The 26,741-nt window shown below is 72.7% G+C and carries 27 protein-coding genes and 1 tRNA gene; 20 read left to right on the plus strand and 8 right to left on the minus strand.

The window, feature by feature from the left end; translation table 11 throughout:
- Positions 1 to 87 precede the first annotated feature (87 nt).
- Both KSED_RS01645 and ppk2 read left to right on the plus strand, forming a co-directional pair.
- Positions 88 to 1,449, plus strand: coding sequence for an FAD-dependent oxidoreductase (locus KSED_RS01645; RefSeq protein WP_041290828.1), 1,362 nt, complete (start codon positions 88 to 90; stop codon positions 1,447 to 1,449).
- Positions 1,450 to 1,680: 231 nt separating this feature from the next.
- Complete coding sequence (ppk2, locus tag KSED_RS01650; protein WP_012801838.1) at positions 1,681 to 2,625, plus strand: polyphosphate kinase 2; 945 nt, start codon at positions 1,681 to 1,683, stop codon at positions 2,623 to 2,625.
- Between the two features lie 121 nt (positions 2,626 to 2,746).
- Here the strand turns inward: ppk2 and KSED_RS01655 are convergent, their stop codons facing one another.
- A complete protein-coding gene (locus KSED_RS01655; protein ID WP_012801839.1) occupies positions 2,747 to 3,256 on the minus strand; it encodes a MarR family winged helix-turn-helix transcriptional regulator in 510 nt (169 codons plus the stop codon).
- A 94-nt stretch (positions 3,257 to 3,350) separates the two neighbouring features.
- Here KSED_RS01655 and KSED_RS01660 point away from each other — a divergent pair, with 94 nt between their 5' ends.
- The 7 genes from KSED_RS01660 (at position 3,351) to pth (ending at position 8,370) form a co-directional block, all read left to right on the plus strand.
- Positions 3,351 to 3,722, plus strand: a complete 372-nt coding sequence (locus KSED_RS01660; protein WP_012801840.1) for a nuclear transport factor 2 family protein — start codon at positions 3,351 to 3,353, stop codon at positions 3,720 to 3,722.
- Positions 3,723 to 3,732: 10 nt separating this feature from the next.
- Complete coding sequence (locus KSED_RS01665) at positions 3,733 to 3,927, plus strand: hypothetical protein (protein ID WP_012801841.1); 195 nt, start codon at positions 3,733 to 3,735, stop codon at positions 3,925 to 3,927.
- Between the two features lie 41 nt (positions 3,928 to 3,968).
- Positions 3,969 to 4,047, plus strand: a tRNA-Gln gene (locus tag KSED_RS01670).
- A 111-nt stretch (positions 4,048 to 4,158) separates the two neighbouring features.
- Positions 4,159 to 5,631, plus strand: a complete 1,473-nt coding sequence (gene glmU / locus KSED_RS01675; RefSeq protein WP_012801842.1) for a bifunctional UDP-N-acetylglucosamine diphosphorylase/glucosamine-1-phosphate N-acetyltransferase GlmU — start codon at positions 4,159 to 4,161, stop codon at positions 5,629 to 5,631.
- 39 nt (positions 5,632 to 5,670) lie between these two features.
- Positions 5,671 to 6,675: a ribose-phosphate diphosphokinase gene (locus KSED_RS01680; RefSeq protein WP_012801843.1), complete on the plus strand. Its 1,005-nt coding sequence runs from the start codon at positions 5,671 to 5,673 to the stop codon at positions 6,673 to 6,675.
- A 248-nt stretch (positions 6,676 to 6,923) separates the two neighbouring features.
- Positions 6,924 to 7,604 (plus strand): 50S ribosomal protein L25/general stress protein Ctc, encoded by a 681-nt coding sequence (locus KSED_RS01685; protein WP_012801844.1) that lies wholly within the window; start codon positions 6,924 to 6,926, stop codon positions 7,602 to 7,604.
- Between the two features lie 157 nt (positions 7,605 to 7,761).
- Positions 7,762 to 8,370, plus strand: a complete 609-nt coding sequence (pth, locus tag KSED_RS01690) for an aminoacyl-tRNA hydrolase (RefSeq protein WP_012801845.1) — start codon at positions 7,762 to 7,764, stop codon at positions 8,368 to 8,370.
- An 8-nt stretch (positions 8,371 to 8,378) separates the two neighbouring features.
- Here pth and KSED_RS01695 read toward each other — a convergent pair whose 3' ends face one another.
- From KSED_RS01695 to KSED_RS15605, 4 genes are all read right to left on the minus strand, one after another.
- A complete protein-coding gene (locus tag KSED_RS01695; protein ID WP_012801846.1) occupies positions 8,379 to 9,305 on the minus strand; it encodes an NUDIX hydrolase in 927 nt (308 codons plus the stop codon).
- Positions 9,302 to 11,614, minus strand: a complete 2,313-nt coding sequence (locus KSED_RS01700; RefSeq protein ID WP_012801847.1) for an RNA degradosome polyphosphate kinase — start codon at positions 11,612 to 11,614, stop codon at positions 9,302 to 9,304. Before KSED_RS01700 ends, KSED_RS01695 begins: the two co-directional genes overlap by 4 nt.
- A 102-nt stretch (positions 11,615 to 11,716) precedes the next feature.
- Positions 11,717 to 12,607 carry a mycothiol synthase gene (gene mshD / locus KSED_RS01705; RefSeq protein ID WP_012801848.1) on the minus strand — a complete coding sequence of 297 codons (891 nt, stop codon included), beginning with the start codon at positions 12,605 to 12,607 and terminating at the stop codon, positions 11,717 to 11,719.
- A 25-nt stretch (positions 12,608 to 12,632) separates the two neighbouring features.
- Positions 12,633 to 13,418 (minus strand): winged helix-turn-helix domain-containing protein, encoded by a 786-nt coding sequence (locus tag KSED_RS15605; RefSeq protein WP_012801849.1) that lies wholly within the window; start codon positions 13,416 to 13,418, stop codon positions 12,633 to 12,635.
- Positions 13,419 to 13,484: 66 nt separating this feature from the next.
- On the opposite strand from KSED_RS15605, the gene KSED_RS01715 reads away from it, so the two are divergent.
- Positions 13,485 to 14,303 (plus strand): hypothetical protein, encoded by an 819-nt coding sequence (locus KSED_RS01715; RefSeq protein WP_012801850.1) that lies wholly within the window; start codon positions 13,485 to 13,487, stop codon positions 14,301 to 14,303.
- 34 nt (positions 14,304 to 14,337) lie between these two features.
- Complete coding sequence (locus tag KSED_RS01720; RefSeq protein WP_012801851.1) at positions 14,338 to 14,847, plus strand: heme-binding beta-barrel domain-containing protein; 510 nt, start codon at positions 14,338 to 14,340, stop codon at positions 14,845 to 14,847.
- A 72-nt stretch (positions 14,848 to 14,919) separates the two neighbouring features.
- Here KSED_RS01720 and KSED_RS15610 read toward each other — a convergent pair whose 3' ends face one another.
- Positions 14,920 to 16,257 (minus strand): LCP family protein, encoded by a 1,338-nt coding sequence (locus KSED_RS15610; RefSeq protein WP_143827323.1) that lies wholly within the window; start codon positions 16,255 to 16,257, stop codon positions 14,920 to 14,922.
- Between the two features lie 134 nt (positions 16,258 to 16,391).
- Between KSED_RS15610 and ygfZ the strand changes: the two genes are divergently transcribed.
- The 5 genes from ygfZ (at position 16,392) to KSED_RS01750 (ending at position 21,119) form a co-directional block, all read left to right on the plus strand.
- Positions 16,392 to 17,501: a CAF17-like 4Fe-4S cluster assembly/insertion protein YgfZ gene (ygfZ, locus tag KSED_RS01730; protein WP_049758284.1), complete on the plus strand. Its 1,110-nt coding sequence runs from the start codon at positions 16,392 to 16,394 to the stop codon at positions 17,499 to 17,501.
- A gap of 129 nt (positions 17,502 to 17,630) precedes the next feature.
- Positions 17,631 to 18,773, plus strand: coding sequence for a DUF2382 domain-containing protein (locus KSED_RS01735; RefSeq protein WP_012801854.1), 1,143 nt, complete (start codon positions 17,631 to 17,633; stop codon positions 18,771 to 18,773).
- 116 nt (positions 18,774 to 18,889) lie between these two features.
- Positions 18,890 to 19,900 (plus strand): asparaginase, encoded by a 1,011-nt coding sequence (locus KSED_RS01740; protein ID WP_012801855.1) that lies wholly within the window; start codon positions 18,890 to 18,892, stop codon positions 19,898 to 19,900.
- Positions 19,900 to 20,268 (plus strand): DUF2516 family protein, encoded by a 369-nt coding sequence (locus KSED_RS13350; RefSeq protein ID WP_012801856.1) that lies wholly within the window; start codon positions 19,900 to 19,902, stop codon positions 20,266 to 20,268. Before KSED_RS01740 ends, KSED_RS13350 begins: the two co-directional genes overlap by 1 nt.
- Entirely contained in the window at positions 20,265 to 21,119 is an 855-nt protein-coding gene (locus KSED_RS01750) for an alpha/beta fold hydrolase (RefSeq protein WP_012801857.1), read from the plus strand. Before KSED_RS13350 ends, KSED_RS01750 begins: the two co-directional genes overlap by 4 nt.
- A 66-nt stretch (positions 21,120 to 21,185) precedes the next feature.
- Here KSED_RS01750 and KSED_RS01755 read toward each other — a convergent pair whose 3' ends face one another.
- Entirely contained in the window at positions 21,186 to 21,962 is a 777-nt protein-coding gene (locus KSED_RS01755) for a hypothetical protein (RefSeq protein WP_012801858.1), read from the minus strand.
- Between the two features lie 95 nt (positions 21,963 to 22,057).
- On the opposite strand from KSED_RS01755, the gene KSED_RS01760 reads away from it, so the two are divergent.
- The 3 genes from KSED_RS01760 to KSED_RS01770 are packed head-to-tail and all read left to right on the plus strand — an operon-like array spanning position 22,058 to position 24,632.
- On the plus strand, positions 22,058 to 23,254 hold the full coding sequence (locus KSED_RS01760; RefSeq protein WP_143827324.1) for a glycosyltransferase: 1,197 nt from the start codon (positions 22,058 to 22,060) through the stop codon (positions 23,252 to 23,254).
- A complete protein-coding gene (locus tag KSED_RS01765; RefSeq protein WP_012801860.1) occupies positions 23,251 to 23,856 on the plus strand; it encodes a type III secretion system chaperone family protein in 606 nt (201 codons plus the stop codon). The genes KSED_RS01760 and KSED_RS01765 overlap by 4 nt, the downstream gene beginning before the upstream one ends.
- 20 nt (positions 23,857 to 23,876) lie before the next feature.
- Positions 23,877 to 24,632, plus strand: a complete 756-nt coding sequence (locus tag KSED_RS01770) for a phosphoglyceromutase (RefSeq protein ID WP_012801861.1) — start codon at positions 23,877 to 23,879, stop codon at positions 24,630 to 24,632.
- 61 nt (positions 24,633 to 24,693) lie between these two features.
- On the opposite strand, the gene phoU is transcribed toward KSED_RS01770, so the two are convergent.
- The gene (gene phoU, locus KSED_RS01775; protein WP_012801862.1) at positions 24,694 to 25,374 is read right to left on the minus strand and encodes a phosphate signaling complex protein PhoU; all 681 of its coding nucleotides are present in this window, start codon (positions 25,372 to 25,374) and stop codon (positions 24,694 to 24,696) included.
- A 136-nt stretch (positions 25,375 to 25,510) separates the two neighbouring features.
- Between phoU and KSED_RS01780 the strand changes: the two genes are divergently transcribed.
- Positions 25,511 to 26,722 (plus strand): sensor histidine kinase, encoded by a 1,212-nt coding sequence (locus tag KSED_RS01780; protein ID WP_041291082.1) that lies wholly within the window; start codon positions 25,511 to 25,513, stop codon positions 26,720 to 26,722.
- Positions 26,723 to 26,741 lie beyond the last annotated feature (19 nt).

Raw genomic sequence — 26,741 nt, forward strand, 5'->3', positions numbered from 1 at the left:
CCCATCGGACATTGGTAAGGTTGTCCTTGCCCATCTCGGGTTCGCGCCCCTTGCGCGATCCCGCGTGCACCCCAGTGAAAGGTCACCATGCGTCCTGTGCGTGTTGCTGTCATCGGCGCCGGCCCGGCGGGAATCTACGCCGCGGACATCCTCACCAAGGAGCTCGAGCAGGCCAGCGTCGACGTCTACGACCGCCTGCCCGCGCCGTACGGCCTGGTGCGTTACGGGGTGGCCCCGGATCACCCGCGCATCAAGGAGATCGTCAAGGCCCTGCGCCGGGTCCTGGCGGGCGACCAGATCCGGTTCATCGGGAACGTCGACTTCGGCACGGACGTGACCTTCGAGCAGCTGCGCGAGAACTACGACGCCGTCATCTTCGCCACCGGGGCGATGGGCGACCGCCCGCTGGACATCCCCGGCATCGAGAAGGAGGGGTCGTTCGGCGCCGCCGACTTCGTGAGCTGGTACGACGGCCACCCCGACGTGCCGCGCGAGTGGCCGCTGGAGGCCGAGTCCGTGGCCGTGATCGGCGCCGGGAACGTGGCGCTGGACGTGGCGCGGATGCTGGCCAAGCCGGCCGACGAGCAGCTCACCACCGAGATCCCGGACAACGTCTACCAGGGGCTCAAGGCCAACCGGGCCAAGGACGTGCACGTCTTCGCCCGCCGCGGCCCGGCGCACCTGAAGTTCTCGCCGATGGAGTTCCGCGAGCTCTCCCACAGCCCGAGCGTGGACGTGGTGATGACCGAGGAGGGCTTCGAGATCGACGACGCCGGGCAGGAGGCCATCCAGGCCGCCAAGTCCACCAAGCTCGTCGTGGACACCCTGCTGAAGTACCTGGAGAAGGAGCCCACGGGGGCGCCGCACCGCATCCACCTGCACCTCATGCAGGCGCCGGTGGAGGTGCTGGGTGACGGTTCCGTGACCGGCCTGCGCACCGAGGTGATGCAGTACAACGGCGACGGCTCCGTCTCCGGCACCGGCGAGTTCCGCGACTGGGACGTGCAGGCCGTGTACCGCGCCGTGGGCTACCGGAGCACCCCGCTGCAGGGCCTGCCCTTCGACCACGGGTCCGGCACGGTCCCGCACGAGGCCGGCCGCGTGCTGGAGGGGGGCGCCCCCAAGGAGGCTGCCTACGTCACCGGGTGGATCAAGCGCGGGCCGGTGGGTCTCATCGGGCACACGAAGTCCGACGCCAAGGAGACCATCGAGTCCCTGCTGGCGGACCTCGAGTCCCTGCCGGCCCCGGTCGGGTCGCCGGACGCGATGCTGGACCAGCTGCGTGAGCGCGGCGTGGACTTCACGCTCTTCGACGAGTGGGAGCGCCTGGACGCCCACGAGATGGCGCTGGGTGCGGCCAGCGAGCGGGAGCGCATCAAGGTCGTGAGCCGTGAGGACATGATCGCCGCCGGGCGCGAGGCCGCCGAGGAGTTCCGCGCCTCGGCCTGAGGCCCACCTGGCCCGCCCCTCCGCACCTCCACCGCCCGCCTTCGCCGGGGACTCATTCCACCGTGCTGTGCCGCGGTGGAGGGGCCCGCACGCAGGGCCCCGCTGACCCGTGGTCAGGTGTGCCTTCCCGATCTGGCCGCAGTACGACGGCACATCGTAGAATGGCGCCCCGCGCAGGTGAACCCGTCACGGGACGGCCCCAAGCACTGTGCACCACCCACCAGGAGCCCCATGGCCACGAGCAACCCGACCGAGCAGACCCCCGGCATGACCCCGTACCAGCCGGACCCGGAGATCGCCAAGGAGCTCGAGGCACTGCACGCCCGGCTCGCCGAGCGCGGGACCCCGGTGGACGGCAACGCCTGGAGGCACGGCTACCCGTACGACACCAAGATGAAGCGCGGCGAGTACGAGGCCACCAAGCACGACCTCCAGATCGAGCTGCTGAAGATGCAGCACCACATCAAGCGCAACGGTGACAAGATCGCCATTCTCTTCGAGGGCCGCGACGCCGCCGGCAAGGGTGGCTCCATCAATCGCTTCACCGAGCACCTCAACCCCCGTGGCGCGCGCGTGGTGGCACTGGAGAAGCCCACCGAGCGCGAGGCCACCCAGTGGTACTTCCAGCGCTACGTCCCGCACCTGCCCAGCGGTGGCGAGATCGTCTTCTTCGACCGGTCCTGGTACAACCGCGCCGGTGTCGAGCGCGTGATGGGCTACTGCACCCCCGCCCAGTACCAGGAGTTCATGCGCTCCGCCCCGGAGTTCGAGCGCATGCTGGTCAACTCCGGCACCACGCTGTTCAAGTTCTGGTTCTCCGTGGGCCGCGCCGAGCAGGCCGCCCGCTTCACCAAGCGCCACACCGACCCGGTGCGCCACTGGAAGCTGAGCCCCACCGACGTCGCCTCGCTGGACAAGTGGGATGCCTACACCGAGGCCAAGGAGGCGATGTTCTTCTACACCAACACCGGTGACGCCCCGTGGACGGTCATCCGCAGCAACGACAAGAAGCGCGCCCGCCTAGAGGCCATGCGCGTGGTCCTCTCGCAGGTGGACTACCCCATGAAGGACGAGTCGGTCGTCGGCACCCCGGACCCGAACATCGTCCTGTCCGCCAAGGACGCCGTGGACGATGGGGAGAGTTCCCCCTCGCGCGACTTCCCGAAGGTCCGCTGAGCCCACCGGACACCCCCCTCGATGGGGTGAGCCACCGGCGCCTCGACGCGCCCCGTCCGTGCCGGGCGGGGCGCGTCGGCGTCTGGCCCCGCAGTGCTCCGGCCGGCCACCACCGGCCGGCTCAGTGCTCCAGGCGGCTGAGCACCCGGCGCAGGGCGTCGGCGACCTCCGCCTGCTCGGCCTCGCCCACCCCGGCGAGCAGCTCGCGCTCGTGCGTGAGCAGCTGCTCCATGGCGGCGTCCACCGCATCGCGCCCGGACTCGGTGAGGCGCACGATGACGCCGCGACGGTCCGTGCGAGAGGGGAGCCGCTCTACGTGCCCGCGGTCGACCAGCCGGTCGATGCGGTTGGTCATGGTCCCGCTGGTGACCAGCGTCTGCGCCACCAGTGCACCCGGGGAGAGCTCGTGGGGAGCGCCGGCGCGGCGCAGGGCCGAGAGCACGTCGAACTCCCAGGGGTCGAGCGACCCGGCGCCGAAGGCCTCCCGGCGCGCGAGGTCGAGCAGCCGGGCCATGCGGGAGATGCGGCTGAGGACGGCCAGCGGTTGCAGGTCCAGGTCGGGCCGCTCCCGGTGCCATGCGGCCATGACCAGGTCGACCTCGTCCTGCTGGGGTCTGCCGGAGGTGTCCATGCCGTCAAGAATAAGGGCCGCCAAACATCTTGACGTCAACATGTTCGATGCGGGGAGCGTCGCCTCGAGGGGCCCCGGGTGGGAGACTGGGCCCATGACCGATCGATCTTCTGCCGAGGCCGTTGTCCGCGCCTACTACGACGCCGTCGACGCCGACGACGTCGAGACCCTCATCGGGCTCTTCGCCGCCGACGCCACCTACGAGCGCCCGGGGTACGAGCCCTTCGTGGGGCACGAGGCCCTGCGCGCCTTCTACACCGGTGACCGCGTGATCGCCTCCGGCAAGCACACCCTCGACGCCGTGGTGGTCGACGCCACGGGCGAGCAGGTGGCCGTGCACGGTCGTTTCGAGGGGACGCTCAAGGACGGCAGCGCCGCCGCCGTGCGCTTCGCGGACTTCTACGTCCTGGACGAGGCGGGGCTCTTCGCCCGCCGCACCACCTTCTTCCACGCCCCGGCCGTTTGAGGGAGTGACGATGAACCGCCTGTTCGACAACCCCACCGCTGTGATCATGGCCGGCGGTTCCTTCCTGCTGCTCCTGGTGGCCGTGACCGTGCTCGTGAGCCTGATGTTCCGCAGCTCCCGCCGCGCGGCTGAGAACGAGCGCGCCCGCGCCGAGCGCCACGACCTGGGGCTGGACCACGGGGAAGACCAGCCCTCACCGCGCTGACCCGGCCGGCCGCTAGGCTGTCCCGGCCCCGATGGGGGCGTTCCCCGGTTGCTCTGCTGGTAGGGGCCGCCTGACTTTGAATCAGGACTAGGGACGTAGGTTCGATTCCTACCCGGGGAGCCTCGTGCGCGTCGGGCACCCGACGGCTACGCAGTAGAGTCGGAGCCGATGCACAGCACCGGCGCTGCCGGTGCCGTGGCCCGCACCCCCTCACCGATCGCTGGAGCCCCGTTGAGCACTGCACAGCCCGCCGCCGTCATCGTCCTCGCCGCCGGTGAGGGAACGCGCATGAAGTCCACGCTCCCCAAGGTGCTCCACCCGATCGGTGGACGGACCCTGCTGGGGCACGCGCTGCACGCCGCTCGCCAAGCCGGGCCGCAGCACCTGTCCGTCGTGGTGCGCCACGAGCGCGAGCGGGTGGCCGCTCACGTGGCCGAGGTGGACCCCGGCGCGCTCATCGTCGACCAGGACGAGGTCAAGGGCACCGGCCGCGCCGCGGAGGCGGGCCTCTCGGTCCTGCCGGCCGACCTCACGGGCACCGTCATCATCACGATGGGGGACGTCCCGTTGCTCACCGCGCAGACCCTGACCGACCTCACCGCCGCCCACGAGGCCGCGGGGGCAGCGGTCACCGTCATCACCGCCGAGCTCGACGACCCGACGGGGTACGGGCGCATCGTGCGCGACGCGGACGGCTCGGTGCTCAAGGTCATGGAGCACAAGGACGCGCTGGCGGCCCGGGAGGCCGGCGGCGAGGACGCCCACGTGGTCGACATCCGCGAGATCAACTCCGGCATCTGGGCCTTCGACGCGGCGGTGCTGCGTGAGTTCCTGCCGCAGCTGGGCACGAACAACACCCAGGGCGAGAAGTACCTCACCGACGTGCTCGGCCTCTCGCGCGGGGCCGGTGGCTCGGTGGCGGCGCACAAGATCACCGACACCCTGCAGATCGAGGGCGTGAACAACCGGGCGCAGCTCTCCGAGCTGGGGGCCGAGCTCAACCGCCGCCTGGTGCGCCGCTGGCAGATGGAGGGCGTCACCGTGGTGGACCCCGCCACCACCTGGATCGACGTCGACGTGACGCTGGGCCGCGACGTCGTCATCCGCCCGAACACCCAGCTGCTGGGCGCCTGCACCATCGGCGACGACGTCGTGCTGGGCCCGGACACCACGCTCACCGACGTGGAGGTCGGCCGGGGGGCCTCGGTCGTGCGCACCCACGGCGAGCTGTCCGTCATCGGCGAGGGCGCGAGCGTCGGCCCCTTCGCCTACCTGCGGCCGAACACCGAGCTGGGGCGGGACGCCAAGATCGGCACCTTCGTGGAGACGAAGAACTCCTCCATCGGCACCGGCACCAAGGTGCCCCACCTGACCTACGTGGGTGATGCGGAGATCGGCGACCACAGCAACATCGGCGCCTCCAGCGTGTTCGTGAACTACGACGGCGTCACCAAGTCCCGCACCCGCATCGGCAGCCACTGTCGGACGGGCTCGGACACGATGTTCATCGCGCCGGTCACCGTCGGCGACGGGGCCTACACCGGTGCCGGGACGGTGGTCCGCAAGGACGTGCCGCCCGGTGCCCTGGCCATCACCGTGGCGCCGCAGAAGAACATCGAGGGGTGGGTGCAGGAGAAGCGTCCCGGCACCGCCGCCGCGCAGGCTGCCGACGAGGTCGCCAGCGAGCGTTCCTCCGAGGGCTGAGAGACTGATCCGCGTGACCGAGCCGAGGGAGATGCGTGCATGAGTGACCACGAGCAGGACGTGCCGCTGGCCATCCAGCGGACCACCGAGAAGAACCTGATGGTTTTCTCCGGCCGGGCGCACCCGTCGCTGGCCACGGCCATCGCCGACGGACTCGGCTCGCAGGTGGTGCCGACCGAGGCGTACGAGTTCGCCAACGGCGAGCTCTACGTGCGCTACAGCGAGTCGGTCCGCGGGTGCGACGCGTTCGTGATCCAGGCCCACACGGCCCCCATCAACACGTGGTTGATGGAGCACCTGATCATGGTGGACGCCCTGAAGCGCGCCTCGGCCAAGCGGATCACCGTGGTGCTGCCCTTCTACGGCTACGCGCGGCAGGACAAGAAGCACCGCGGCCGCGAGCCGATCTCGGCCCGGCTGATGGCCGACCTGTTCAAGACCGCCGGCGCCGACCGTCTGATGGCGGTGGACCTCCACACCGCGCAGATCCAGGGCTTCTTCGACGGCCCGGTTGATCACCTGATGGCGATGCCGATCCTCGCGGACTACGTGCGGGACAAGTACGGCGACGAGGACCTCGTGGTGGTCTCCCCGGATGCCGGCCGCATCAAGGTGGCCGAGCAGTGGGCGGAGCGCTTGGGCAACCGGCCGCTGGCCTTCATCCACAAGACCCGGGACATCACACGCCCGAACGAGTCGGTGGCCAACCGCGTCATCGGCGAGGTCGAGGGGCGCATGTGCGTCCTGGTCGACGACATGATCGACTCCGGCGGGACCATCTGCAAGGCGGCCGAGGCGATCATGGCCCAGGGCGCGAAGGGCGTCATTATCGCGGCCACCCACGGCATCCTGTCCGGGCCCGCCTCGGAGCGGCTGCGGGACTCCGTGGCGCGCGAGGTGATCCTCACTGACACCCTGCCGATCGCGGAGGACCGCCAGTTCGAGACGCTCACGGTGCTCCCGATCGCGCCGTTGCTGAGCCGTGCCATCCGCGAGGTGTTCGAGGACGGGTCGGTCACGAGCATGTTCGACGGCCGCGCCTGAGGCCCGCTACCGGCTGCGGATTTCGCGCCGCCCGGCGCGGCGTCTAGACTGCTGCCCACCTGAGCTTCGGCGAGGGGCGGTCAGGCTGCTCACGCGGCCGGCCCGCCCGTGATCGACGCGGCGAAAAGGAAGCGCTCTCCAGACAGGAGCACGGACGGGTCCCGAGGGGTCCGGAGGTGCCCAGGAGGCGGGTCTTCTTCGCGGCACTCGCCAGACCGAGCATCCCGAGAAGAACCCGAGGAGACACCATGGCCAACAAGACCATCAAGCTGACCTGCACCGAGCGCACCACGTTCGGCAAGGGCGCTGCCCGCCAGGCCCGCCGCGAGGGCGGCATCCCCGCCGTCGTCTACGGGCACGGCGAGGGCCCCTTCCACGTGATCCTGCCGGGCCACGAGGCCTTCATTGCACTGCGTCACACCAACGCCCTGATGACCCTCACCTGGGGCTCCGGCGAGGACCGCCTGGTGCTGGCCAAGGACGTGCAGCGCGACCCGATCAAGCCGATCATCGAGCACGTCGACTTCGTGATCGTGGACCGCAACGAGAAGGTCGACGTGGACATCGCCATCCACCTCGACGGTGAGGCCGGCCCGGAGACCGTCGTCTCGGTGCCCACCTCGACCGTCACCGTGAAGGCCCCGGTGCTGGACATCCCCGAGTCCATCACCGTGTCCGTGGAGGGCGCCGAGGCCGGCACCCTCATCCACGCCGGCGACCTGGAGCTGCCGGAGGGCGTCGAGCTCGTCACCGACGCCGAGGAGACCATCATCAACGTCTCCGAGGCCATCTCCGAGGAGGCCCTGGAGGCCGAGCTCGCCGAGGCCGAGGCCGAGGCCGGTATCGAGCAGGACGAGTCCGACGAGGAGGCCGCCGAGGCTGCCGAGGGTGGCGACGACGCCGAGGGCGAGGACGAGAAGTCCGAGTGATCCCAGCGCGCCGCAGCACCGCGGCGCACTGCACCCGGCGCGGGGCCCTGCCAGCATGGTGGGGCCCCGCGCCCGTGCGCGCGGGGACGTGATCTGCGCGCACCCGCGCCCGCAGTCGGTGGACGTCGCCGACCGACCCGAGTCAAGGAGTGGACCGATGGAGATCGACGACGACCCGTGGCTGGTCGCCGGCCTGGGGAACCCCGGCCCGCGCTACGCCGGGAACCGGCACAACGTGGGCGCGATGGTGGTCGCGGAGATGGCTGCCGGCGCGGGCGTGAAGCTGTCGGCCGCCCGCCAGGCCCGCGCGGTGAGCGCTGAGACCCGGCTGGGCACCCTGCCCGGTGGGCGCCCCGGCCGGCGGGTCGTGCTGGCCACCCCCCTGGACTTCATGAACCTCAGCGGCGGCCCGGTCAGCGGGCTGATGAAGTACCACGGCATCGACGTCGACCACCTGGTGGTGCTCCACGACGAGCTCGACATCGACTTCGGCGCGGTGCGGCTCAAGAAGGGCGGCGGCGAGGGCGGCCACAACGGACTGCGCTCCATCACCCAGTCCCTGGGCACGAAGGACTACCACCGCATCCGGTTGGGCATCGGCCGGCCGCCGGGGCGCATGGACGTGGCCGACTTCGTGCTGCGGGACTTCTCCCCCACCGAGCGCGCGGAGCTGCCCTTCCTGCTCGGCGACGGGGCCGATGCGGTGGAGCGCCTGCTGCACCACGGCCTGGAGGCTGCGCAGCAGTTCCACCACTCACCGCGCTGAGGCGCGGCTCACCAGGTCTCGCTGGCCAGCACCTTGCTCGACTCGCCCTGCCCGGTGAGGTGTAGGACGACGAATCCACCCTTGGTCATGCCCTCGCGCGCCAGCTGCAGCACGGTCCGCTCGGCCCGCGACCCCGGCAGGGTGCGCTCGGCCACGGCCTCCAGCATGGACGGCAGGACCGGCCCGTGGGAGCACAGGACCGTGCTGCGCCCGGTGCCCAGCGCCTTGGCCACGTGCTTGGCCGCCTTGTGCGGCGCGGCGCGGTGCCCCTCCTCGGAGAGTCCGGCCTTCAGCCGGGGCTTCAGGGCGGCGACGGCGGCGAAGGGCGCCACGCTGTCGCTGCAGCGTGCGGCGGGGGAGGAGACGATGCGGTCCACGCCGAAGGCCTGCAGCGTGGGAGCCAGCGCCTTGGCCCGGTCGAAGCCGGCGGGCACCAGGGGGCGCTCGGCGTCCACACCGTCCCAGTCCTCCCGGCGCACGGCCAGCGCGTGGCGCAGCACCACCAGCACCCGGGTGTCCAGCATCCCCTGGTCGTCGAGCTCCACCAGGCGGTCCAGCTGCTCCCGGTCGTGGGGGTAGCTGAGCCGCTTGCGGGCCTGTGGGGGCGAGAGCCAGGCCACCTCGTCGACCTCGTGCTCCAGTGCCCCCAGCGACTCCACGACGTGGGCCGCCCAGTAGTGCACGCGCTTGAGGTTGCCGTTGGGCATGCGGTACTCGGAGGTGGGCAGGGGCATGCCCAGCCGGACGGCCAGGGAGGCCTCCTCGGCCACCTCACGGGCCGCGGTCTGCGGCAGCAGCTCGCCGGGGTCCACCTTCCCCTTGGGCCAGCTCCAGTCGTCGTAGTGGGCACGGTGCACCAGCGCCACCTGCAGCCGTCCCTTGCGGCGTCGCCACGGGACCGCTCCGGCGGCCTCGACCACGTGCTCGGTGCTCATCGACGACGTCCCTTCCGGCGGCGCTGGGCGTAGTCCTTCTCGATCTCGAACTGGATGTCCTTGAGCGGTTCACCAGCCTCGTCGAGGTGGTGCCGCGTCCACACCCCCTCGGCGTCCAGGTGCCAGGTGGCGACGTCCGGGGAGAAGGCCAGCTCGAACAGCTCGTCGAGGTGGCACACGTGCGCGGGGTCGCGCAGCTCCACCATGGCCTCCACCCGGCGGTCCAGGTTGCGGTGCATCATGTCGGCCGACCCGATGAGGGCGCGCAGCGGGTTGGCCGGGTCGCCCGGGATACCCGCCACGACCACCCGGCTGTGCTCCAGGAAGCGGCCGAGCACCGAGCGCACGCGGATGTTCTCGCTCAGTCCCGGCACCCCCGGCCGCAGGGCGCAGATCCCCCGCACCCACACGTCCACCTGCACCCCGGCCTGCGACGCCCGGTAGCAGGCGTCGATGAAGGCCTCGTCCACGATGCTGTTGGCCTTCACCCGCACGCGTGCCGGGTGCCCCTTGCGCGCCCGCGCCGCTTGCTCGTCCATCAGCTGCACCAGTCCGCTGCGCACCGAGCGGGGTGCCACGAGCAGCCGCTGGAAGGTGCTGCGGGGCGCCATGCCGGAGAGCTGGTTGAACAGCCGGGTGACGTCCTCGGTCACCTGCGGGTCGGTGGAGAGCAGCCCGAGGTCCTCGTAGAGGCGCGCCGTCTTCGGGTTGTAGTTGCCGGTGCCGATGTGCACGTAGCGCTGCAGCCCATCGGCCTCCTGGCGGACCACCAGGCACAGCTTGGCGTGGGTCTTCAGCCCGACCTGCCCGTAGACCACGTGGACGCCCGCGCGTTCGAGCTGGCGGGCCCAGGTGATGTTGTTCTCCTCGTCGAACCGGGCCTTGATCTCCACCACGGCCAGCACCTGCTTGCCGGACTCCGCGGCCTCGATGAGGGCCCGGATGATCGGCGAGTCACCGCTGGTGCGGTAGAGCGTCTGCTTGATGGCCAGCACGTGCGGGTCGGCGGCGGCCTGCTCCAGGAAGCGCTGCACCGAGGTGCTGAACGAGTCGTAGGGGTGGTGCAGCAGCACGTCGCGCTCCCGCATCGTCCCCAGCACGTCGGCCTCGGCCGAACGCTCCACCGGTGCGAGGGCCGGGTGGGTGTGGGTGCGGAAGGCGGGCCACCGCAGGTCGGAGATGCGCAGATCGGCCACCGTGTTCATGCTGCGCAGGTCCAGCGGAGCCGGCAGCACGTACACCTCGTGGGTGGTGACGTCGAGCTCGCGCTGGAGGATGGCCCGCACCTCGGGGGTCATGTCCTCCTCGACCTCGAGGCGCACGGCGGGCCCGAAGCGGCGGCGGGTGAGCTCGCGCTCCAGTGCGGTCAGCAGGTTCTCCGCCTCATCCTCCTCCACCTCCAGGTCCTCGTTGCGGGTGACGCGGAAGGTGTAGGTCTGCTTGATCTCCATGCCGGGGAACAGCAGCGAGAGGTGGGCGGCGATCACGTCCTCGATGGGGAGGAACCGGATCCCGTGCTCGGACTCCTGGATCTGCTCGTCGCTCTCGTCGGTGCCGAGCACGTGCGAGACACGCAGCAGCCGCGGCAGGGCCGGCGGGACCTTCACGCGGGCGAAGTGCTCCTGGAAGGTGCGGGGGTCGGCCAGCGTCACGGCCAGGTTGAGCGAGAGCCCGGAAATGTACGGGAAGGGGTGGGCCGGGTCGACGGCCAGCGGCGTGAGCACCGGGTAGACGTCGCGGACGAAGAACTCTTCGAACGCGTCGCGCTCGGCGTCCTGCAGGTCCTTCCACCGCACCACGTGGATGCCCTCGGCGGCCAGCGCCGGCATGATCTCGTCGCTGTAGAGGCGCGACTGCTCGGTCATCAGCGCGTGGGCGCTGCGGCCCACCATGCTCAGCACCTCCTGCGGCTCCTGGCCCGATGCGGAGCGCACGGCCAGGCCGGTGGCGATCCGGCGCTTGAGCCCGGCCACGCGGACCATGAAGAACTCGTCCAGGTTGCTGGCGAAGATGGCCAGGAAGCGGGCGCGCTCCAGCAGCGGGACGGCGGGGTCGGCAGCGAGCTCCAGCACCCGCTCGTTGAACTGCAGCCAGCTGGTCTCGCGCTCCAGGAAGCGGTCGGCGGGCAGCTCGCCGTCGGGGGCCGGGTCGGCCGAGCTGACGAACCGTCCCCCCGCATCGCGCGGACGCCGCGGCTGCGGCGGCTGGATGATGTGTGCGGCGGGGCGGGGCGTGCCGTTCCCGGTGCCGTCGGATGTGGGGGAGGGGTCCCCGTGCTTCGCTGTCGTGGTCGCCGAGGAATCCGCCATGCCACCAGCCTAGCGACGCCACGGGGTGGTGGTCACCTGCGGTGGGGCCGGCGGGGACGTGCGGTGTGGGGGCACCCGGGGAGCGCCCCGGGCCGGGGGGCGTCAGACCGGGGGGCCGTACTGCACGTCCACCGCGGCGCGCTCGAAACCGAGCCGGCCGTAGGTGGTTACGGCGGCGCGGTTGTCCCCGTCGACGTAGAGCTCGACGGTCTCCACCCCGCGGTCGGCCAGGTGGTGCAGGCCGACGAGGGTGGCCACCCGCCCCAGCCCCTCGCCCTGTCGCTCGGGGTCGACGCCGACGACGTACACCTCACCCACCGGCAGCTGGTCGACCTTGGTCCAGTGGAAGCCGACGACCTCCCCGTCCCGCGTGTCGTCCACGAGCAGCAGGAAGCCGGAGGCGTCGAACCAGTCCTCCTGGGTGCGGGCGGTCAGGTCCTCGGCGGTCATCCGCCCCTGTTCGGCGTGGTCGGCGAAGGCGCGGGAGTTCACCCGCAGCCATGCCTCGTCGTCCTGGCCGGCGACGAAGGGCCGCACCGAGATGCCCTCGGGCAGCTCCACCGGCGGCAGCTCGGAGAACTCCCCGGCCACCGGGCGCTCCATCCGCCACAGCGGGCGGCGGGGCACCATCCCGCGCGATGCGGCGAGCCGGCGCCCGCCGTCCATGTCACCGTGGGCCCACAGCAGCAGCTCGGGGTCGTGCTCGAGGAGTGCGTCCAGGAGGCGCCCCCCGAGGCCGGCCTTGCGTGCGTCGGGGTCGGTCACCACCTCGGCGGACCCGTGGGCCAGGGTGCCGTAGCCCACCAGGCGGTCCTGGTCGTGGGCCAGCACGTGCACCCGGCCGGGGGTCCGGTGGCGCAGCGCCAGCAGCGACTCCTCGTTGAGTGGGTCGACCCCGTCCGCCCGCGCCGCGCGGCGCGCCAGGTCGCCGATCGCCTGGGAGTCCTCAGGGGTCAGCTCCTCGGGGGAGCGGTGCGTCAGGTCCGGGGACATCTGCACATTCCACCACGGCCCCGCCTCAGGCACGCGCCTCCATCCGGTAGCCCACGTTGCGCACGGTGACGATCAGCCCCTCGTGCTCGGGGCCCAGCTTCGAGCGCAGGCGCCGCACGTGGACGTCCACCGTCCGCGTGCCGCTCAACCGGGTGCCCTCCCACAGGTCCTCGAGGAGCTCCTCGCGGGTGAAGACCCGGCCCGGGTGGGTCGCGAGGTGCGCCAGCAGCTCGAACTCGCGGAAGGTCAGGTCCAGCGTGCGCCCCCGGAGGCGGGCCGACCAGCTGTCCCGGTGGATCACCAGCCCACCGAGGTCGATGCTGTCACCCTCCCCGGGGGGTGCCGCACCCGGGCCGGCGGCCCCCGCATCGCTGCGGCCCTCTCCGCTGCCGGACGTGAGGCCCTCGCCTGCGCGCTGCCCGGCGGCCGCCCCGCGCCGGGCGGCGGCCCGCTGGCCGGCCACCCGCACCCGGGCGGTCACCTCGCCGGGGCCCGCAGTGGAGAGCAGCAGGTCGTCGGCCTCCCACCGGCTGGTCCACGCCGCGAGGTCCTCCGGGCGCAGCACCACCAGGCGCGCGCAGTCGGGGTGGGTGGAGGCGAGCTCGCGGGCGAGGTCGCGGTGGGCCGCCAGCTGGTCGCGCGCGTCAACCACCAACACGGGGGGAGGCTCGCCGGGGGAGCGGGGCGGCTGCGCGGGGCCGGGACCGACCCCCATCGGCTCCACCGTCCAGTCGAGCAGCGCCATCGCCTCGAGGGCCGGGGAGTCCAGCGCGGGCGCCGGTCCTCGGTGGAGCAGGACGACGCGCGGCATTGCCGTAGTTTACTGGCATCGACCCCACGTCCCGGCCGTGAGCAGCGCGGCCACAGGAGGTAGTGCATGCCGAGCCCCGGTCCCTCGTCGGCGGACCCCCGCCGCGGGTCCGCCGCTCCCTCGTCCTTCCGGGGCCAACGCGCGGCAGCCCGGTCCGCCGCCCTGTGCGCCATCGTGCTGGCCCTGGCCGGATGGGGCGCCGGGCCGCTGGCGGCCGCTGCCGTGGCCACGGTGGCCGGGGCCATCGTGGCCGTGGGCTGGGGCCGCGTCCTGGACCTCCCCTCGGCGCGGGGCACCCGGGTGGTGCTGGGGGCAGTGGTGGCGCTCGCCGTCCTGGCGGCCGTGATCGGGCACCTCGACGACGCGTCCTTCGCCCTCTCGGTCTGGTGGGCCCTGCCGGTGGCCGGTGGTGTGTGGGCCTCACTCGCCCACCAGGTGTGGCGCAGCGACGGCCGCCCCCGCGTGGTCGACCTGCTGACGGCCGAGGTGTTCGCCGTCCTGGTGATCGTCGCGGGCTTCCTGTGGAGCTGGGCCACGCCCGCGGCCGCACTCGCTGCGGCAGCCGGACTCGCCGCGACGGCCCTGGTCGACTCGGTGGCCCCCCGGCAGCGCTTCGTGGCCTGGGCGGTCGGGGTCGTCGTGGGGCTGGCGGTCGCCGCCACCTGGTGGGCGGTGCGGGACGACGTCTCCACCGCCCGCAGCCTGACGCTCGGGTCCGTCGCCGTGCTGGCACCCACCATCTCGCAGGCCACCCGGTTGGTGCTGTTGCGCCTGCCCGCGGTGCGCAGCGGCGTGACCGGCGGCGTCGTGGTGGGGGTCGTGAGTGCCTCGCTGGCCGGTATCGTGACCGGCCTGTTCGCGATGGTGAGTCCCCTCATCGGCTGACCACCCCCGTACCCCTCCCGATCACAGGAGTCCCATGGTCTTCCACATCGACGCCGACATGTCCCCCCGCCTCGCCCCGCTGGCCTGGATGCTCGGCCGCTGGGAGGGCGCCGGTGTGGTGGGCTACCCCGACCGCGAGTCCGGCCACTTCGGCCAGGAGCTGATCGCCACCCACGACGGGCGGGAGTTCATCACCTGGACCAGCCGCACGTGGATGCTGGACGAGGACGGACGGCCGGGTGAGCCGTACGCCGTCGAGAGCGGCTTCTGGCGGCCGGAGGGGGAGGACGGCGAGTTCGTCCTGCTGCTCGCCCACCCCACCGGCTACGTCGAGCAGTACTTCGGCGCCCGGCACCCCGAGCGCCCCAGCATCGAGATGGCCACCGACGGCATCCTGCGCACCGCGGGGGCCGAGGAGTACACCGCGGCCAAGCGCCTGTACGGCCTGGTGGACGGCGACCTGATGTGGGTGATGGACATGGCCTACAAGGGCCACCCCATGACCAGCCACATGTCGGCGCAGCTCAAGCGCGTGGAGGGCTGAGCCAGCAGCACGTGACGGGGCCCCGGGAGGATCTCCCGGGGCCCCGTCACGTGCTCGGCCGGAGGGGCCGGCTCAGAAGGCGTCGTTGCGGATCGTCTCGCCCAGGTCGCGCATGCCCGGCCAGTCGACCACCACGATGCTGGCGCCGCCCGGGCTCCAGCCCACGTTCAGCCAGGGCGCGGTGCGGTAGTTCAGCCCCCCCTTGCCGCCGCGCACGAAGTCGAAGGCCAGGGAGCGGATCTCACCCACGCTGAGGCCGCCGCTGACGCGCACGCCCTGCGTCCCCGCATCGACCATGCCGGAGAGCTTGTTGGGGTTGCTCGCCACCGAGGGGCTCATGGCCTTGTCGACCAGGCCCTGCAGGAAGGACATCTGGCGCTCGCCGCGGCCGATGTCGCCCAGGCCCAGGGTCTTGCGCTCGCGGACGAAGCGCAGCGCCTCCTCGCCCGTCTCCAGCCGCACCGCGCCCTCCGGGAACTCGGGGGAGGCCTGCGGGTTGTCGACGGTCACGCCGCCCAACTCGTTGGTCACGGCCTTGAAGTTCTCGAAGTCGGTGATCGCGACGTCGTCGATCTTCACGTCGAGCATGCCCTGGAAGGTGCGGGTCAGCAGCTGCGGGCCCCCGATGGCGTAGGCCGCGTTCAGCTTGTTGTGCCCGTACCCGGGGATCGGCACGTACAGGTCGCGCGGGAAGTGGACCAGCGTGACCTCGTCGCCGGAGGCGTTCAGGTGGGCCAGGATCATCACGTCGGAGCGGTAGGGCGCACCGACGCCGTCCTCACCGATGAGCAGGATGTTGCGCGCGCCGTCGGCTCCCGGCGCCGGGTCGTCGGCCGACCCGTCCTCGTCGGGGGACGGCACCGCCTTGGAGTCCTCCCCGTCGCCGTCCTTCTCGTCGACCACGCCGTCCAGGTTGGTGTCGCCGTCGGCACGGCCGTCCCCGTCCTCGTCGTCGCCCCCCTTGTCCTTGCTGCCACGCGTCGCGTCGACCGTGCCGTCGCCGTCGGAGTCCACGCGGTAGTCCGCCTTGCCGTCCCGGTCGGTGTCGAGGTTGAGGTCCGGCTTGCCGTCCCCGTCGGTGTCGATGTTGATGTCGCCCTTGCCGTCCCCGTCGGTGTCCACGTCGCGTGGCACGTCCGGGGTGTGGTCGTCGTCCACCTCGTCGGGCAGCAGCGCCTCGTGGACGATGTTGTCCTTCAGGGTGCTGTTGAGGTTGAAGAACCAGACCGCGGCGATCACCAGGGGGATCGCGACCAGGACCGCCAGCAGACCGCAGCCCCAGCGCCACGGTCCGCGCAGTCCGCGGCGCCGCGGGGTCGTGCCGGCCGGGCTGGAACCCGTGGCGCGCGGGCCGTCCCCGCCCCCGGGGCCGGTGGGGTCGAGGTGGGGGTCGTGCGGGCGCTCGCTCATGTCGGCCACACTACGACCCTCCGGTGGGAGCCGGCTGGGAGTTCGGTGAGGTGCTCGTCACCCCATCGGAGCGGGGCGGGCGGGTGGTTCGGTGGGGGTGGAATGCGGGGGGTGCCACGCCGTGTTCCCCGGGGGTGACTGACGCCCCGACCGGTACCCCGCAGGACCACGACGCGCCCCAGGAGGCCGCGGCCTCACCGCTGTCCGGGCGACCCGGTGCGGTACGCATGCACTCCCGCATCGCCCTGCACCACGGCGACCCGCTGCGCGAGCAGCGCCTGCTCGAGGAGGGGCTCGCGGTCGTCGATCTGGGCGACCGCGGCGTGGTGACCGTTTCCGGGCCCGACCGCCTGAGCTGGCTGCACAGCCTGCTCACCCAGCAGGTCGGTGACCTCGCGCCGGGGCAGTCCGCCGAGGCGATGGTGCTGACCCCCCAGGGGCGGATCGAGCACGTCCTGCACCTGGTGGACGACGGGGCGACCACCTGGATCACCACGGACCCCGGCCATGCCGCGCCCCTGAGCTCCTTCCTGGAGTCCATGCGCTTCATGCTCCGCGTCGAGGTGGCAGACCGCAGCGCGGACCTGCGGGTTGTCGGTGAGCCCCACTCCGCGCCCGGGCTCCCCGGGGAGCCGCCCGTCTGGGTGGACCCGTGGCCCGGCCCGGTGGGGGCGACGGCGGTGCGCACGGCCGACGACCTCGAGGTCCACCCCGGCGAGGGATGGGCCTGGCGCGAGGTGGTGCTGCCGGCCGAGGCGGTGGAGGAGTGGGTGGCCGACCGGCCGCTGGCGGGGTGGTGGGCCCTCGAGGCCCTGCGCATCGCGGCTTGGCGCCCGTCCGCCCAAGAGGTGGACGACCGCTCCATCCCCCACGAACTGGACTGGCTGCGCACCGCCGTGCACCTGCAGAAGGGTTGCTACCGCGGTCAGGAGACGGTGGCGCGGGTGCAGAACCTGGGCCAGCCGCCGCGTCGTCTGGTCTTCCTCCACCTGGACGGCTCCGGCCACGAGCTGCCCGCGGTCGGGTCCGAGGTGCACAGCGGCGCCGTGGCCGGCGACCCGGCGTCCGGGAAGGTGGTGGGGCGGCTGACGAGCGTGGGCCGGCACCACGAGCTCGGGCCGATCGGGCTGGCGGTGGTGAAGCGCTCCGCGCCGGCCGAGGAGACGCTCACGATCGGGGCCACGGCCGCGGCCCAGGAGGTCGTGGTGGCGGCCGGTGGGCGCCCCGCACGGCGTCGTGTGTGACATAGGTCACACGAATGCGGTTGGCTGGGGGACCTTTCGCAAATAATGTGGGCGTGAACCCCCCGGTTCCTCCGGGCGGGAGACCTGTGACCGACATGGCTCGCATGCCGGGCCCGAAGGAGAACAGCAATGATCAGCAAGGAGCAGCTGCAGGACCTGCGTGGCGGTGACCTGTTCGGGACCGACAACGAGAAGATCGGGTCCATCAGCGACATCTACCTGGACGACCAGACCGGCCAGCCGGCATGGGCCACGGTGAACGTGGGCATGTTCAGCGGCGACAGCTTCGTGCCGCTGGACGACGCCACCATCGCCGACGGTGGCCTTGCCGTTCCCTACACCAAGGACAAGGTGAAGGACGCGCCGCAGATCGAGGCCGGCCAGCACCTGGACGCCGAGCACGAGGTGGAGCTGTACCGCTACTACGGCGTGCAGTTCGACGGTGACAACGCCGGCACCGACACCACCGACACGCTGGACCGTCAGGACGGCCGCGTGGACGGCGCCCCGGTCGAGGGCCAGGACCGCGGTGAGTTCGGTCGCTGGGACAGCGGCGACGCCGCTGCTGCCGGCGCCGGGACCGCAGGCGTTGCCGGTGCCGCCGGCTACGCCGGGCACGACACCGACACCGACGCCCGGGCGGACTACGACCGCCAGTACGGCGACGACACCGCGCTGGACGTGGAGCGTGACCGCGCCGCGGCCGCCGACACCGACCAGCGCGCCGGCTTCTTCGGCGGCGACCGTGACGCCGACGCCACCACCGCCGTGCCGACCGCGGCCGCCGGGACGGACTACGACCGTGACCGCACGGCCGACTACGACCGTGACCGCGCGCAGGCCGTCGACGGCGAGCGCACCTCCGTGACCCGTCACGAGGAGCGCCTCAATGTCGGCAAGGAGCGTCGCGAGACCGGCGCCGTCCGCCTCAAGAAGTACGTGGTCGAGGAGGACGAGACGATCTCCGTGCCGCTGGAGCGCGAGTCCATCGAGGTCGAGCGCCGCGACATCACCGACGGCCAGGCCATCGGTGACTGGGACTTCGGCGACGACGAGCTGGAGATCACCCTCATCGAGGAGCACCCCGTCATCTCCAAGGAGGTGTACGCGGTCGAGGAGATCGGCCTGAACAAGAAGGTCGTCACCGAGAACCGTCAGGTGACCGAGCGTGTCCGCCGCGAGCGCGTGGACATCGAGGGCCTGGACGACAACGCCCAGACCGGCCGGGACAACGGCGGCCTCTTCGGCGGCCGCCAGAACGACCGCATCTGAGTCGTCCCCCGGCGGTGACCCGCTGGGCGAGGCCCCACCCCCGCTGAACTGATTCCCGGTTCAGCGGGGGTGGGGCCTCATCGCGTGCGGGCGGGCGAGCAACTAGGCTCCACTGCGTGACCTCTCCCACTCCTGCCGCCGGTTCCACCCCCCTCGCCCAGGCCCCCGTCATCGCCCACGTGGTGCGGGGCGAGCTCGTCGAGTCCGTCCACCACGGGCTGGGCGTGCTCACCTCCGCCGCCGGCGAGGTGGAGGTCGCCGTCGGCGACGTCCGGGCGGCGATGTTCCCGCGGTCCTCCAACAAGCCGATGCAGGCCGTGGGCATGCTCCGCTCGGGCGCCGAGCTCACGGGGCGGCACCTGGCCCTGGTGTGCGCCAGCCACTCCGGCGAGCCGTTCCACCTCGACGCGGTGCAGGAGAACCTGCAGGCTGCGGGGCTGACCACCGCCTATCTGCAGAACACCCCGAGCTTCCCCATCGACGAGCAGGCCAAGGCCGCCTACGTCGCGGCCGGGAACGGCGCCTCGTCCCTGGCGCAGAACTGCTCCGGCAAGCACTCCGGCATGCTCGCCGCCTGCGTCGCGGCGGGCTGGGACACGCAGACCTACCTGTCCCCGGAGCACCCGCTGCAGCAGGCCATCCGCGAGGCCGTCGAGGACCTCAGTGGCGACACCGTCGAGCACGTCGCGGTGGATGGCTGTGGCGCCCCGGTGATGTCCATCTCCCTGGCGGGTCTCGCGCGCTCCTTCGGGCGCATCGCCGCCGCCGGCGAGGGCCCGGAGAAGACGGTCGGGGACGCGATGCGGGAGCACCCGCAGTACGTCGGCGGCACCCGGCGCGAGGTCACGCAGCTGATGCGGGCCGTGCCCGGCTCGATCGCCAAGGACGGCGCCGAGGCCGTGCTGGCCATGGGGCTGCCGGACGGGCGGGGCCTTGCCGTCAAGGTCACCGACGGCAACGAGCGTGCCTGCTACGCGGTGGCCGTCGAGCTGCTGCGCACCGCCGGCATCGAGAACGAGGCACTGGACCGGCTGGCCGAGGTCAGGGTCATGGGGCACGGCCGGCAGGTCGGGTCCGTCGTCGTGACCGATGCGGTGGGCGCCGGCGCGCAGGGGGAGGGCGCCTGATGGGCAGCATCGCGTACACGATCATGTCGATCGAGACCTGGGTGCTGGCCGCGCTGGCGGTCGCCGGTCTGGTGGTGGAGGCCAAGGCCCTGCTGCACGTGCTCACCACCCGCGTGGACGCCTTCCCGGCGGCCGACGCCCGCACCAAGCCCTTCTGGGCCATCGTGCTGGCCCTCTGCACGCTGCTGGGCACCTGGTACGTCTGGATCATGGGCTGGGCGCTGGTCAGCGGCGCCATCGCGAGCTTCCCGCCGCTGACGATCATCGGTGTCATCGCGGTGACCGTCGCCGGCGTGTACCTGGCCGGCACGCGGCCCCGCATCGAGGGCGTGCTCGCCAACGCGCAGTCGCCCGGCAAGCTCTGGTGACCGCCGGGCAGGCGCCCCGCACGCACCTCTTGGACGGCCCGGACGGTCCGCTGGAGGTCCTCCAGACGGGCAGCGGCGAGCCGACGACGGTGTTCGGCCACGGGCTGGCGGGCACCATCGACACCACCCGCCCGTTCGCCACCGGCGTGCGGGGCAGCAAGGTGTTCCTGCACTTCCGGGGCCACGGGCGCTCGGTGGCGCCGGTGCCCGCGGCCCACACGTCCACCCCGGCGGACGGGGCGCCGGCCGCGCACGCGACCGGGTGGGGCTACGGCTCCCTGGCAGCGGACCTGCGCCGGGTGGCCGACGCGACCGGGGCCACCCGCGCGCTCGGGGTGAGCATGGGCGCGGGCGCGCTCACCCGCATCCTGTCCGAGGAGCCTGACCGGTTCGAACGGGTGGTGCTCGTGATCCCCGCGGTCATCGACGCCGTCCGCGAGGACCGGGCGCTGGACCGCATGGCTGCGATGGCGCAGCTCGTGGAGTCCGGGGATGTCGAGGCGCTGGCGGCCTCGCTCTTGGCCGAGCAGCCCCCGCAGGTGCAGGGCGACCGGCACGTGCAGGTGTGGTGCGCCCAGCAGGCCCGGCAGCTGGTCGGCACACCCGTGGGGACCGCCCTGCGCGCGCTCCCGCACGAGTACCCCATCGAGGACCGTTCGGTGCTGGCGGCCGTGGAGGCGCCGGTGCTCCTCATCGGCCAGGTCGAGGACGACGCGCACCCGGCCCACGTCGCCGCGGAGCTCGGCGAGGCGCTGGGCAACGCGACGGTGGAGATCCTCCCGCCCGGTGGGCTGATGTGGTCGCACCGCACCCGGGTGCGCTCGCTGGTGGCGGACTTCCTCAACGCCTGAGCACGGGCGGAGCGCACACCTCCGCGGCACCCGGCACCCGGCGCCTCGCAGTGACGAGCTCGGGCGTCAGAGCGGCGCCACGGCCTCCCACGGCACGGTCAGCTCCCCGCGGCGGGCCTCGGTGCGGGCACTGACCACGGGCCAACGGGCGGCCAGGGTGTGTACGGCGGCGACGAAGCGCTGCCGCCGCCCCCAGGTGGCCAGGTGGGCGTGGGTGTGCCACGCGGCGTCCAGGTCCTCCAGCAGGGTGTGCACCGGCTGGCCGGGCACGTTGTGGTGGATCAGCACCTTCGGCAGGCGCTCGGCGATGGCGCTCGGCGGGTCCACCTCGGCCATCGCCCAGGCGAAGGTCAGCGTCAGCGGGCCGCTGCGGTCCAGGGTCACCCACGCCGCGCGGCGCCCCACCTCGTTCGAGGTGCCCTCCAGCACCAGGCCACCGGGCGCGAGACCGGCCCGCAGCAGCTCCCAGGCGCCCGGGACGGCCTCCTCGGGGTACTGGCGCAGCACGTTGAACGCACGGATCGCCGTGGCCCGTCCGGTGAGGCCCGCCAGCTCGAAGCCCCCGCGGCGGAACTCCAGCCCCGCGCGGGCCCACGGGGCAGCGGCGGCCACGCGGGCGGCATCGATCTCCAGCCCGACGACCCGGGCGGTCGGTGCCACGCGGCGCACCCGGTGGAAGGTCTCCGCGGTGGTCAGCGGCAGGGCGCCGAAGCCCAGGTCCACCACGAGCGGTTCCGGGGTGGCGCGCAAGGTGGCCCCCAGGCGCCGGACCATCCACCGGTCCACGCGACGCAGGCGGTTGGCGGCGGTCGTCCCGCGCGTAATGTCCCCGACCGGCCGCATGACCGCAGAGCGTAGTGGCCCCGCGCCCTCGTGGTGGCAGAATCGGGCGGGTGTCCTACACCTGTGCAAGCGCTGGCTCGGTGGTCGTGCTGAGCATGCACACCTCGCCCCTCTCGGACCCCGGAGAGGGCGATGCCGGGGGCATGAACGTCTACGTCCGCCAGCTCAGTCGCGCGATGGTGGGCGAGGGGGCGGCCGTGCACGTGGTGACCCGCTCGGACACCGGTGAGGCCTGGGAGGCGCGCGACGAGGGGGTCGCGGTCGCCGGCCTCCCGGTCGGCCCCCCGGATGCGGCGAAGGAGGACCTCCCCGCCCTGGTGCCGGACTTCGCCCGCGCCGTCGCGCAGCACCTGGCCGCCCGCGAGCTCGCCCCCGACGTGGTGCACTCCCACTACTGGCTCTCCGGGATGGTCGCCCTCGCGCTGCCCGGCCTGACCGCCACCTGGGCCCACACCATGCACACCCTGGGCGCCACCAAGAACGCCGAGCTCGCCGGCACCGATGACCGGGAGCCGGCGGCCCGCCTGGAGGGGGAGCGCCGCATCCTGGAGTCCGTCGACCTCGCCGTGGCCAGCACCTGCCCGGAGTGCGGACAGCTGCGCGCGCAGGGTGCGCCCGCCGAGCGCTGCGTCGTGATCCCCCCGGGGGTCGATGCGAGGACCTTCCACCCGCTCGAGCCCGCCGCCCGGGACGCCGTGCGCCACGCGGTGCGCCAGGAGCTCGGCCTGCCCGCCGACGCCCTGCTGCTGGTGCAGGCCGGGAGGTGGCAGCCCGCGAAGGGCCAGGTGGTCCTGCTGGAGGCCGTGGAGCACCTCTGGGAAGCCGGCATCCGGGCGCACGCCGTCTTCGTCGGGGGGCCCAGCGGCGCCGGGGACGCGGGCGAACTGCCCCGCCGCATCGAGCAGTCACCCGCCCGCGACGGCCTGCTGCCGCGGGGTGCGGTGCCGCCGGCGGAGCTCGCCCGCCTGCTGCACGCGGCGGACCTGGTGGTGGTGCCCAGCCGCACCGAGTCCTTCGGTCTGGTGGCCGTGGAGGCGATGGCCTGCGGCACCCCCGTCGTCGCGGCCCGGGTGGGGGGACTGCCCGATGCGGTGGGCGACGCCGCCGCGCTCGTCGACGGCCACGACCCGCGGGACTGGGCCGAGGCCCTGGCCGGGCTGCTGGCCGACCCGGCGGCCCGTGCGGCTCTCGGCGAGGCGGGCCGGCGACGGGCTGCGACCATGTCCTGGCGGGACACCGCCCGCGCCCACCTCGAGGCCTACCGCACCGCCCGACGCCAGGAGGCACCATGACCGCCGCCGAGAACGCCGCTGCGCGCGGGGACGACGACGGGCCCGGCGGCCGCCCCGCCGGCAGCCCGGGACAGCAGGCGGCCCTGGACGTGGTGGACCGGTGGGTCGCCCTGCACGCCGACCCCGCCTCGCCGGAGCACGTCGAGGGCGTCGAGGCCGAACGGCTCGCGGACGACGACGGGCGCCCCACCGGCGCCTGGGTCATCACGCTGCCCGGCGAGCGGAAGCTCAAGACGGTCGTCTCGGTGCGGGTGGGGGAGAAGTCGCTGGGCCTCATCGCCTTCGTCGTGCGCAACCCCGACGAGAACCACGCGGCGGTCTACCGGATGCTGCTGCGCCGCACCCTGGACCTGCCTGGCCTGGCCTACGCGATCGACGACTCCGGCGACGTCTACCTCACCGGCCGCACTCCGGTCCGGGGAGTGACGGACACCTGGTTCGACGAGGCGATGGGGGCGGTGCTGCAGGCCAGCGACGGCATCTTCAACGAGGTCCTGGCCAAGGGCTTCCTCACCGCCATGCAGACCGAGTGGGACTGGCGCACCAGCCGGGGGGAGTCCACCCGCAACCTCGAGGCCTTCCGCCACCTGCTGGCCGACTGAGCCCCGCTAGGCTCTGGGGCATGACCAACGCTGCTCACACCCTTGTCCTGCTGCGCCACGGCCAGAGCCTGTGGAACGAGAAGAACCTCTTCACCGGGTGGGTCGACGTCGACCTCACCGAGAAGGGGCGCGCCGAGGCCCGCCGCGGTGGTGAGCTGCTGGTGGCCGAGGGCTACCTGCCGGACGTGCTGCACACCTCCCGCCTGCGGCGCGCGATCACGACGGCCAACCTGGCCCTCGATGCCGCCGACCGCCACTGGATCGACGTGAAGCGCTCCTGGCGCCTCAACGAGCGCCACTACGGCGCACTGCAGGGCAAGGACAAGGCACAGGTCAAGGACAAGTACGGCGAGGAGCAGTTCATGGCCTGGCGCCGCGGCTACGACACCCCGCCGCCCCCCATCGAGGCCGACGACGAGTACTCGCAGGCGGGTGATCCTCGCTACGCCGACCTGGGCGCCGAGGTGCCGGCCACCGAGTGCCTCAAGGACGTCGTGGAGCGGCTGCGTCCCTACTGGGCCGAGGAGATCGTGCCCGACCTGCAGGCCGGCAGGACGGTGCTGGTCACCGCCCACGGCAACAGCCTGCGCGCCCTGGTCAAGGAGCTCGACGGCATCAGCGACGCCGACATCGCCGAGCTGAACATCCCCACCGGCATCCCGCTGGTGTACGAGCTCGACGGGAACTTTCGCCCCCTGACCCCCGGCGGGCGCTATCTCGACCCCGAGGCCGCCGCCGGCGCCATCCAGGAGGTCGCGAACCAGGGCAGCAAGTGAGGCGTCCCCGGGGGCGGCGGGTGCCGTCCCCGGGTGGGGGGGTAGGGGGTCTGCCGGTGGCTCAGGAGGTGCGCGGCAGGGTGACCACGTGTGCCTCGTCGCCGGGGCGGTCGAGTTCGCCGGTCACGAGGTAGTCCACCCGGCGCCCCACGGAGACCGAGTGGTCGCCCATGCGCTCGTAGTACCGGCTGAGCAGGGTGAGGTCCACGGCCTCCTGGGTGTCGGTGATGTGCTCGCGGACGATGTCGAACACCTTCAGGTGCAGTGCGTCCAGGCTGTCGTCGAGGGTCTCCAGCCGGTCGGCCGCATCGGCCCGGTGGGTGGCCAGCGCGTCACCGGCCTCCTGCACCAGGCTGTGGGCCAGCCGCCCCATCTCCGCGATGGTGGGGCGCGCCGGGGCGGGGACGGTCAGCTCGGGGTAGCGCATGCGCACCAGCTCGGCCACGTGGCGCGCGAGGTCGCCGGTGCGCTCCAGGGAGGCCGAGAGCTGCAGGGAGGTCACCACCAGGCGCAGGTCGCGGGCCACCGGGCTCTCGCGGGCCAGCAGCTCGATGGCGTTCTCCTCGATCTCGGCGTAGAACGCGTCGATGCGGTCGTCGCCGGAGATGACCCGTTCGGCCAAGGAGCCGTCGGCGGTGCCGAGGGCGCGGTTGGCGCCGTCGACGGCCCCGGCCACCAGACGGTTCATCTCGACCATCTGTGCGGACATCGCCTCCAGGGCGCGGGTGAAGTTCGTGCGCATGCGCTGACCTCCTCGGTACAGGGTGCAGTGTTTCACCCCCGGGTGAACTGTGCGTGGCCGGCGCGTGTGAGGCCGGTGGACGTCGCGGCGCGTGGGGGCTGCGGGGGCCGGTCCCGCGGCGGCCTACAGTGCGTCCATGAGGACGGACACCGTGGACCCGCTGGTGTGGGCTGCCGTCGGCTCCTTCCTGGTCATCGGGCTCCTGGTGGGCTGGTGGGTGGGACGCAAACAGCCGAGGGAGCGCCGTGGTGCACAGGCCGCGGGGGGCGACTCCTTCCCGGACGGTGTGCGCCAGGTGCTGGATTCGCTGACCTCCACCGTGATCGTCCTCGATGCGGCCAACCGCGTCGTGCACTCCACGCACCACGCAGCCGACCAGGGGTACGTCCGGGACGGGGTGGTGCCGCACCCCGCCATCCGTGACCTGGTGGAGGAGATGCGCTCCACCCGCGAGGTGCAGGACGACGAGGTCGAGGTTACCCGCAGCGTGCTGGCGGGAGGGCGCGTCAGCGTGGGCTGCCGCGTGTTCCCGCTGGGCCAGGACCGGGTGGTGATCCTGCTGGAGGACCGCTCCCGGGCACGGCGGGTGGAGCAGGTGCGGCGCGACTTCGTCGCCAACGTCAGCCACGAGCTGAAGACGCCGGTCGGCGGCATCGCCCTGCTGGCCGAGGCCGTGCAGGACGCCCGGGACGAACCGGAGGCCGTGGAGCGGTTCGCCCGGCGCATGGTGGTCGAGGCCGACCGTCTGAGCCACCTGGTGCAGGAGATCGTGGAGTTCTCTAGGTTGCAGGCCGGGGAGACCATCGAGGACCCCCAGCCGGTGAACGTCGTGGAGGTGATCTCCGCGGCGGTGGACCACGTGCGCGTCCACGCGGAGGGCCGGGGGGTGGCGGTGCGCCAGGCGGGCATCGCCCACGGCCTTCCCCACCAGGTGTTCGGCGATGCCGAGCTGCTCACCACGGCGGTGCGCAACCTCATCGTCAACGCGGTCAACTACTCCGACCGCGGCACCAAGGTGATCGTGGCCGCCCAGCCGGGAGAGTCCGAGGGGACCGTCCGTATCGTGGTCACCGACCAGGGGATCGGCATCCCCACCGGCGACCTCGAGCGCATCTTCGAGCGCTTCTACCGGGTGGACTCCGCCCGGTCGCGGCACACCGGCGGCACGGGTCTGGGGCTGGCGATCGTCAAGCACATCGTCGCCAACCACGGTGGGGCGATCTCGGTGTGGTCCCGCCCCGGCACCGGCTCCACGTTCACCATCGAGCTGCCGGTGGTCGAACTGACCGAGTCCCCGAACGGAGGCCCGGACGGCGCGTCCGGTGCCCCCACCGCCTCGGTACGCTGAGGCCCGACCGACGTCTGGG

This window comes from Kytococcus sedentarius DSM 20547 (genome assembly GCF_000023925.1).
Taxonomy (GTDB): Bacteria; Actinomycetota; Actinomycetes; order Actinomycetales; family Dermatophilaceae; genus Kytococcus; species Kytococcus sedentarius.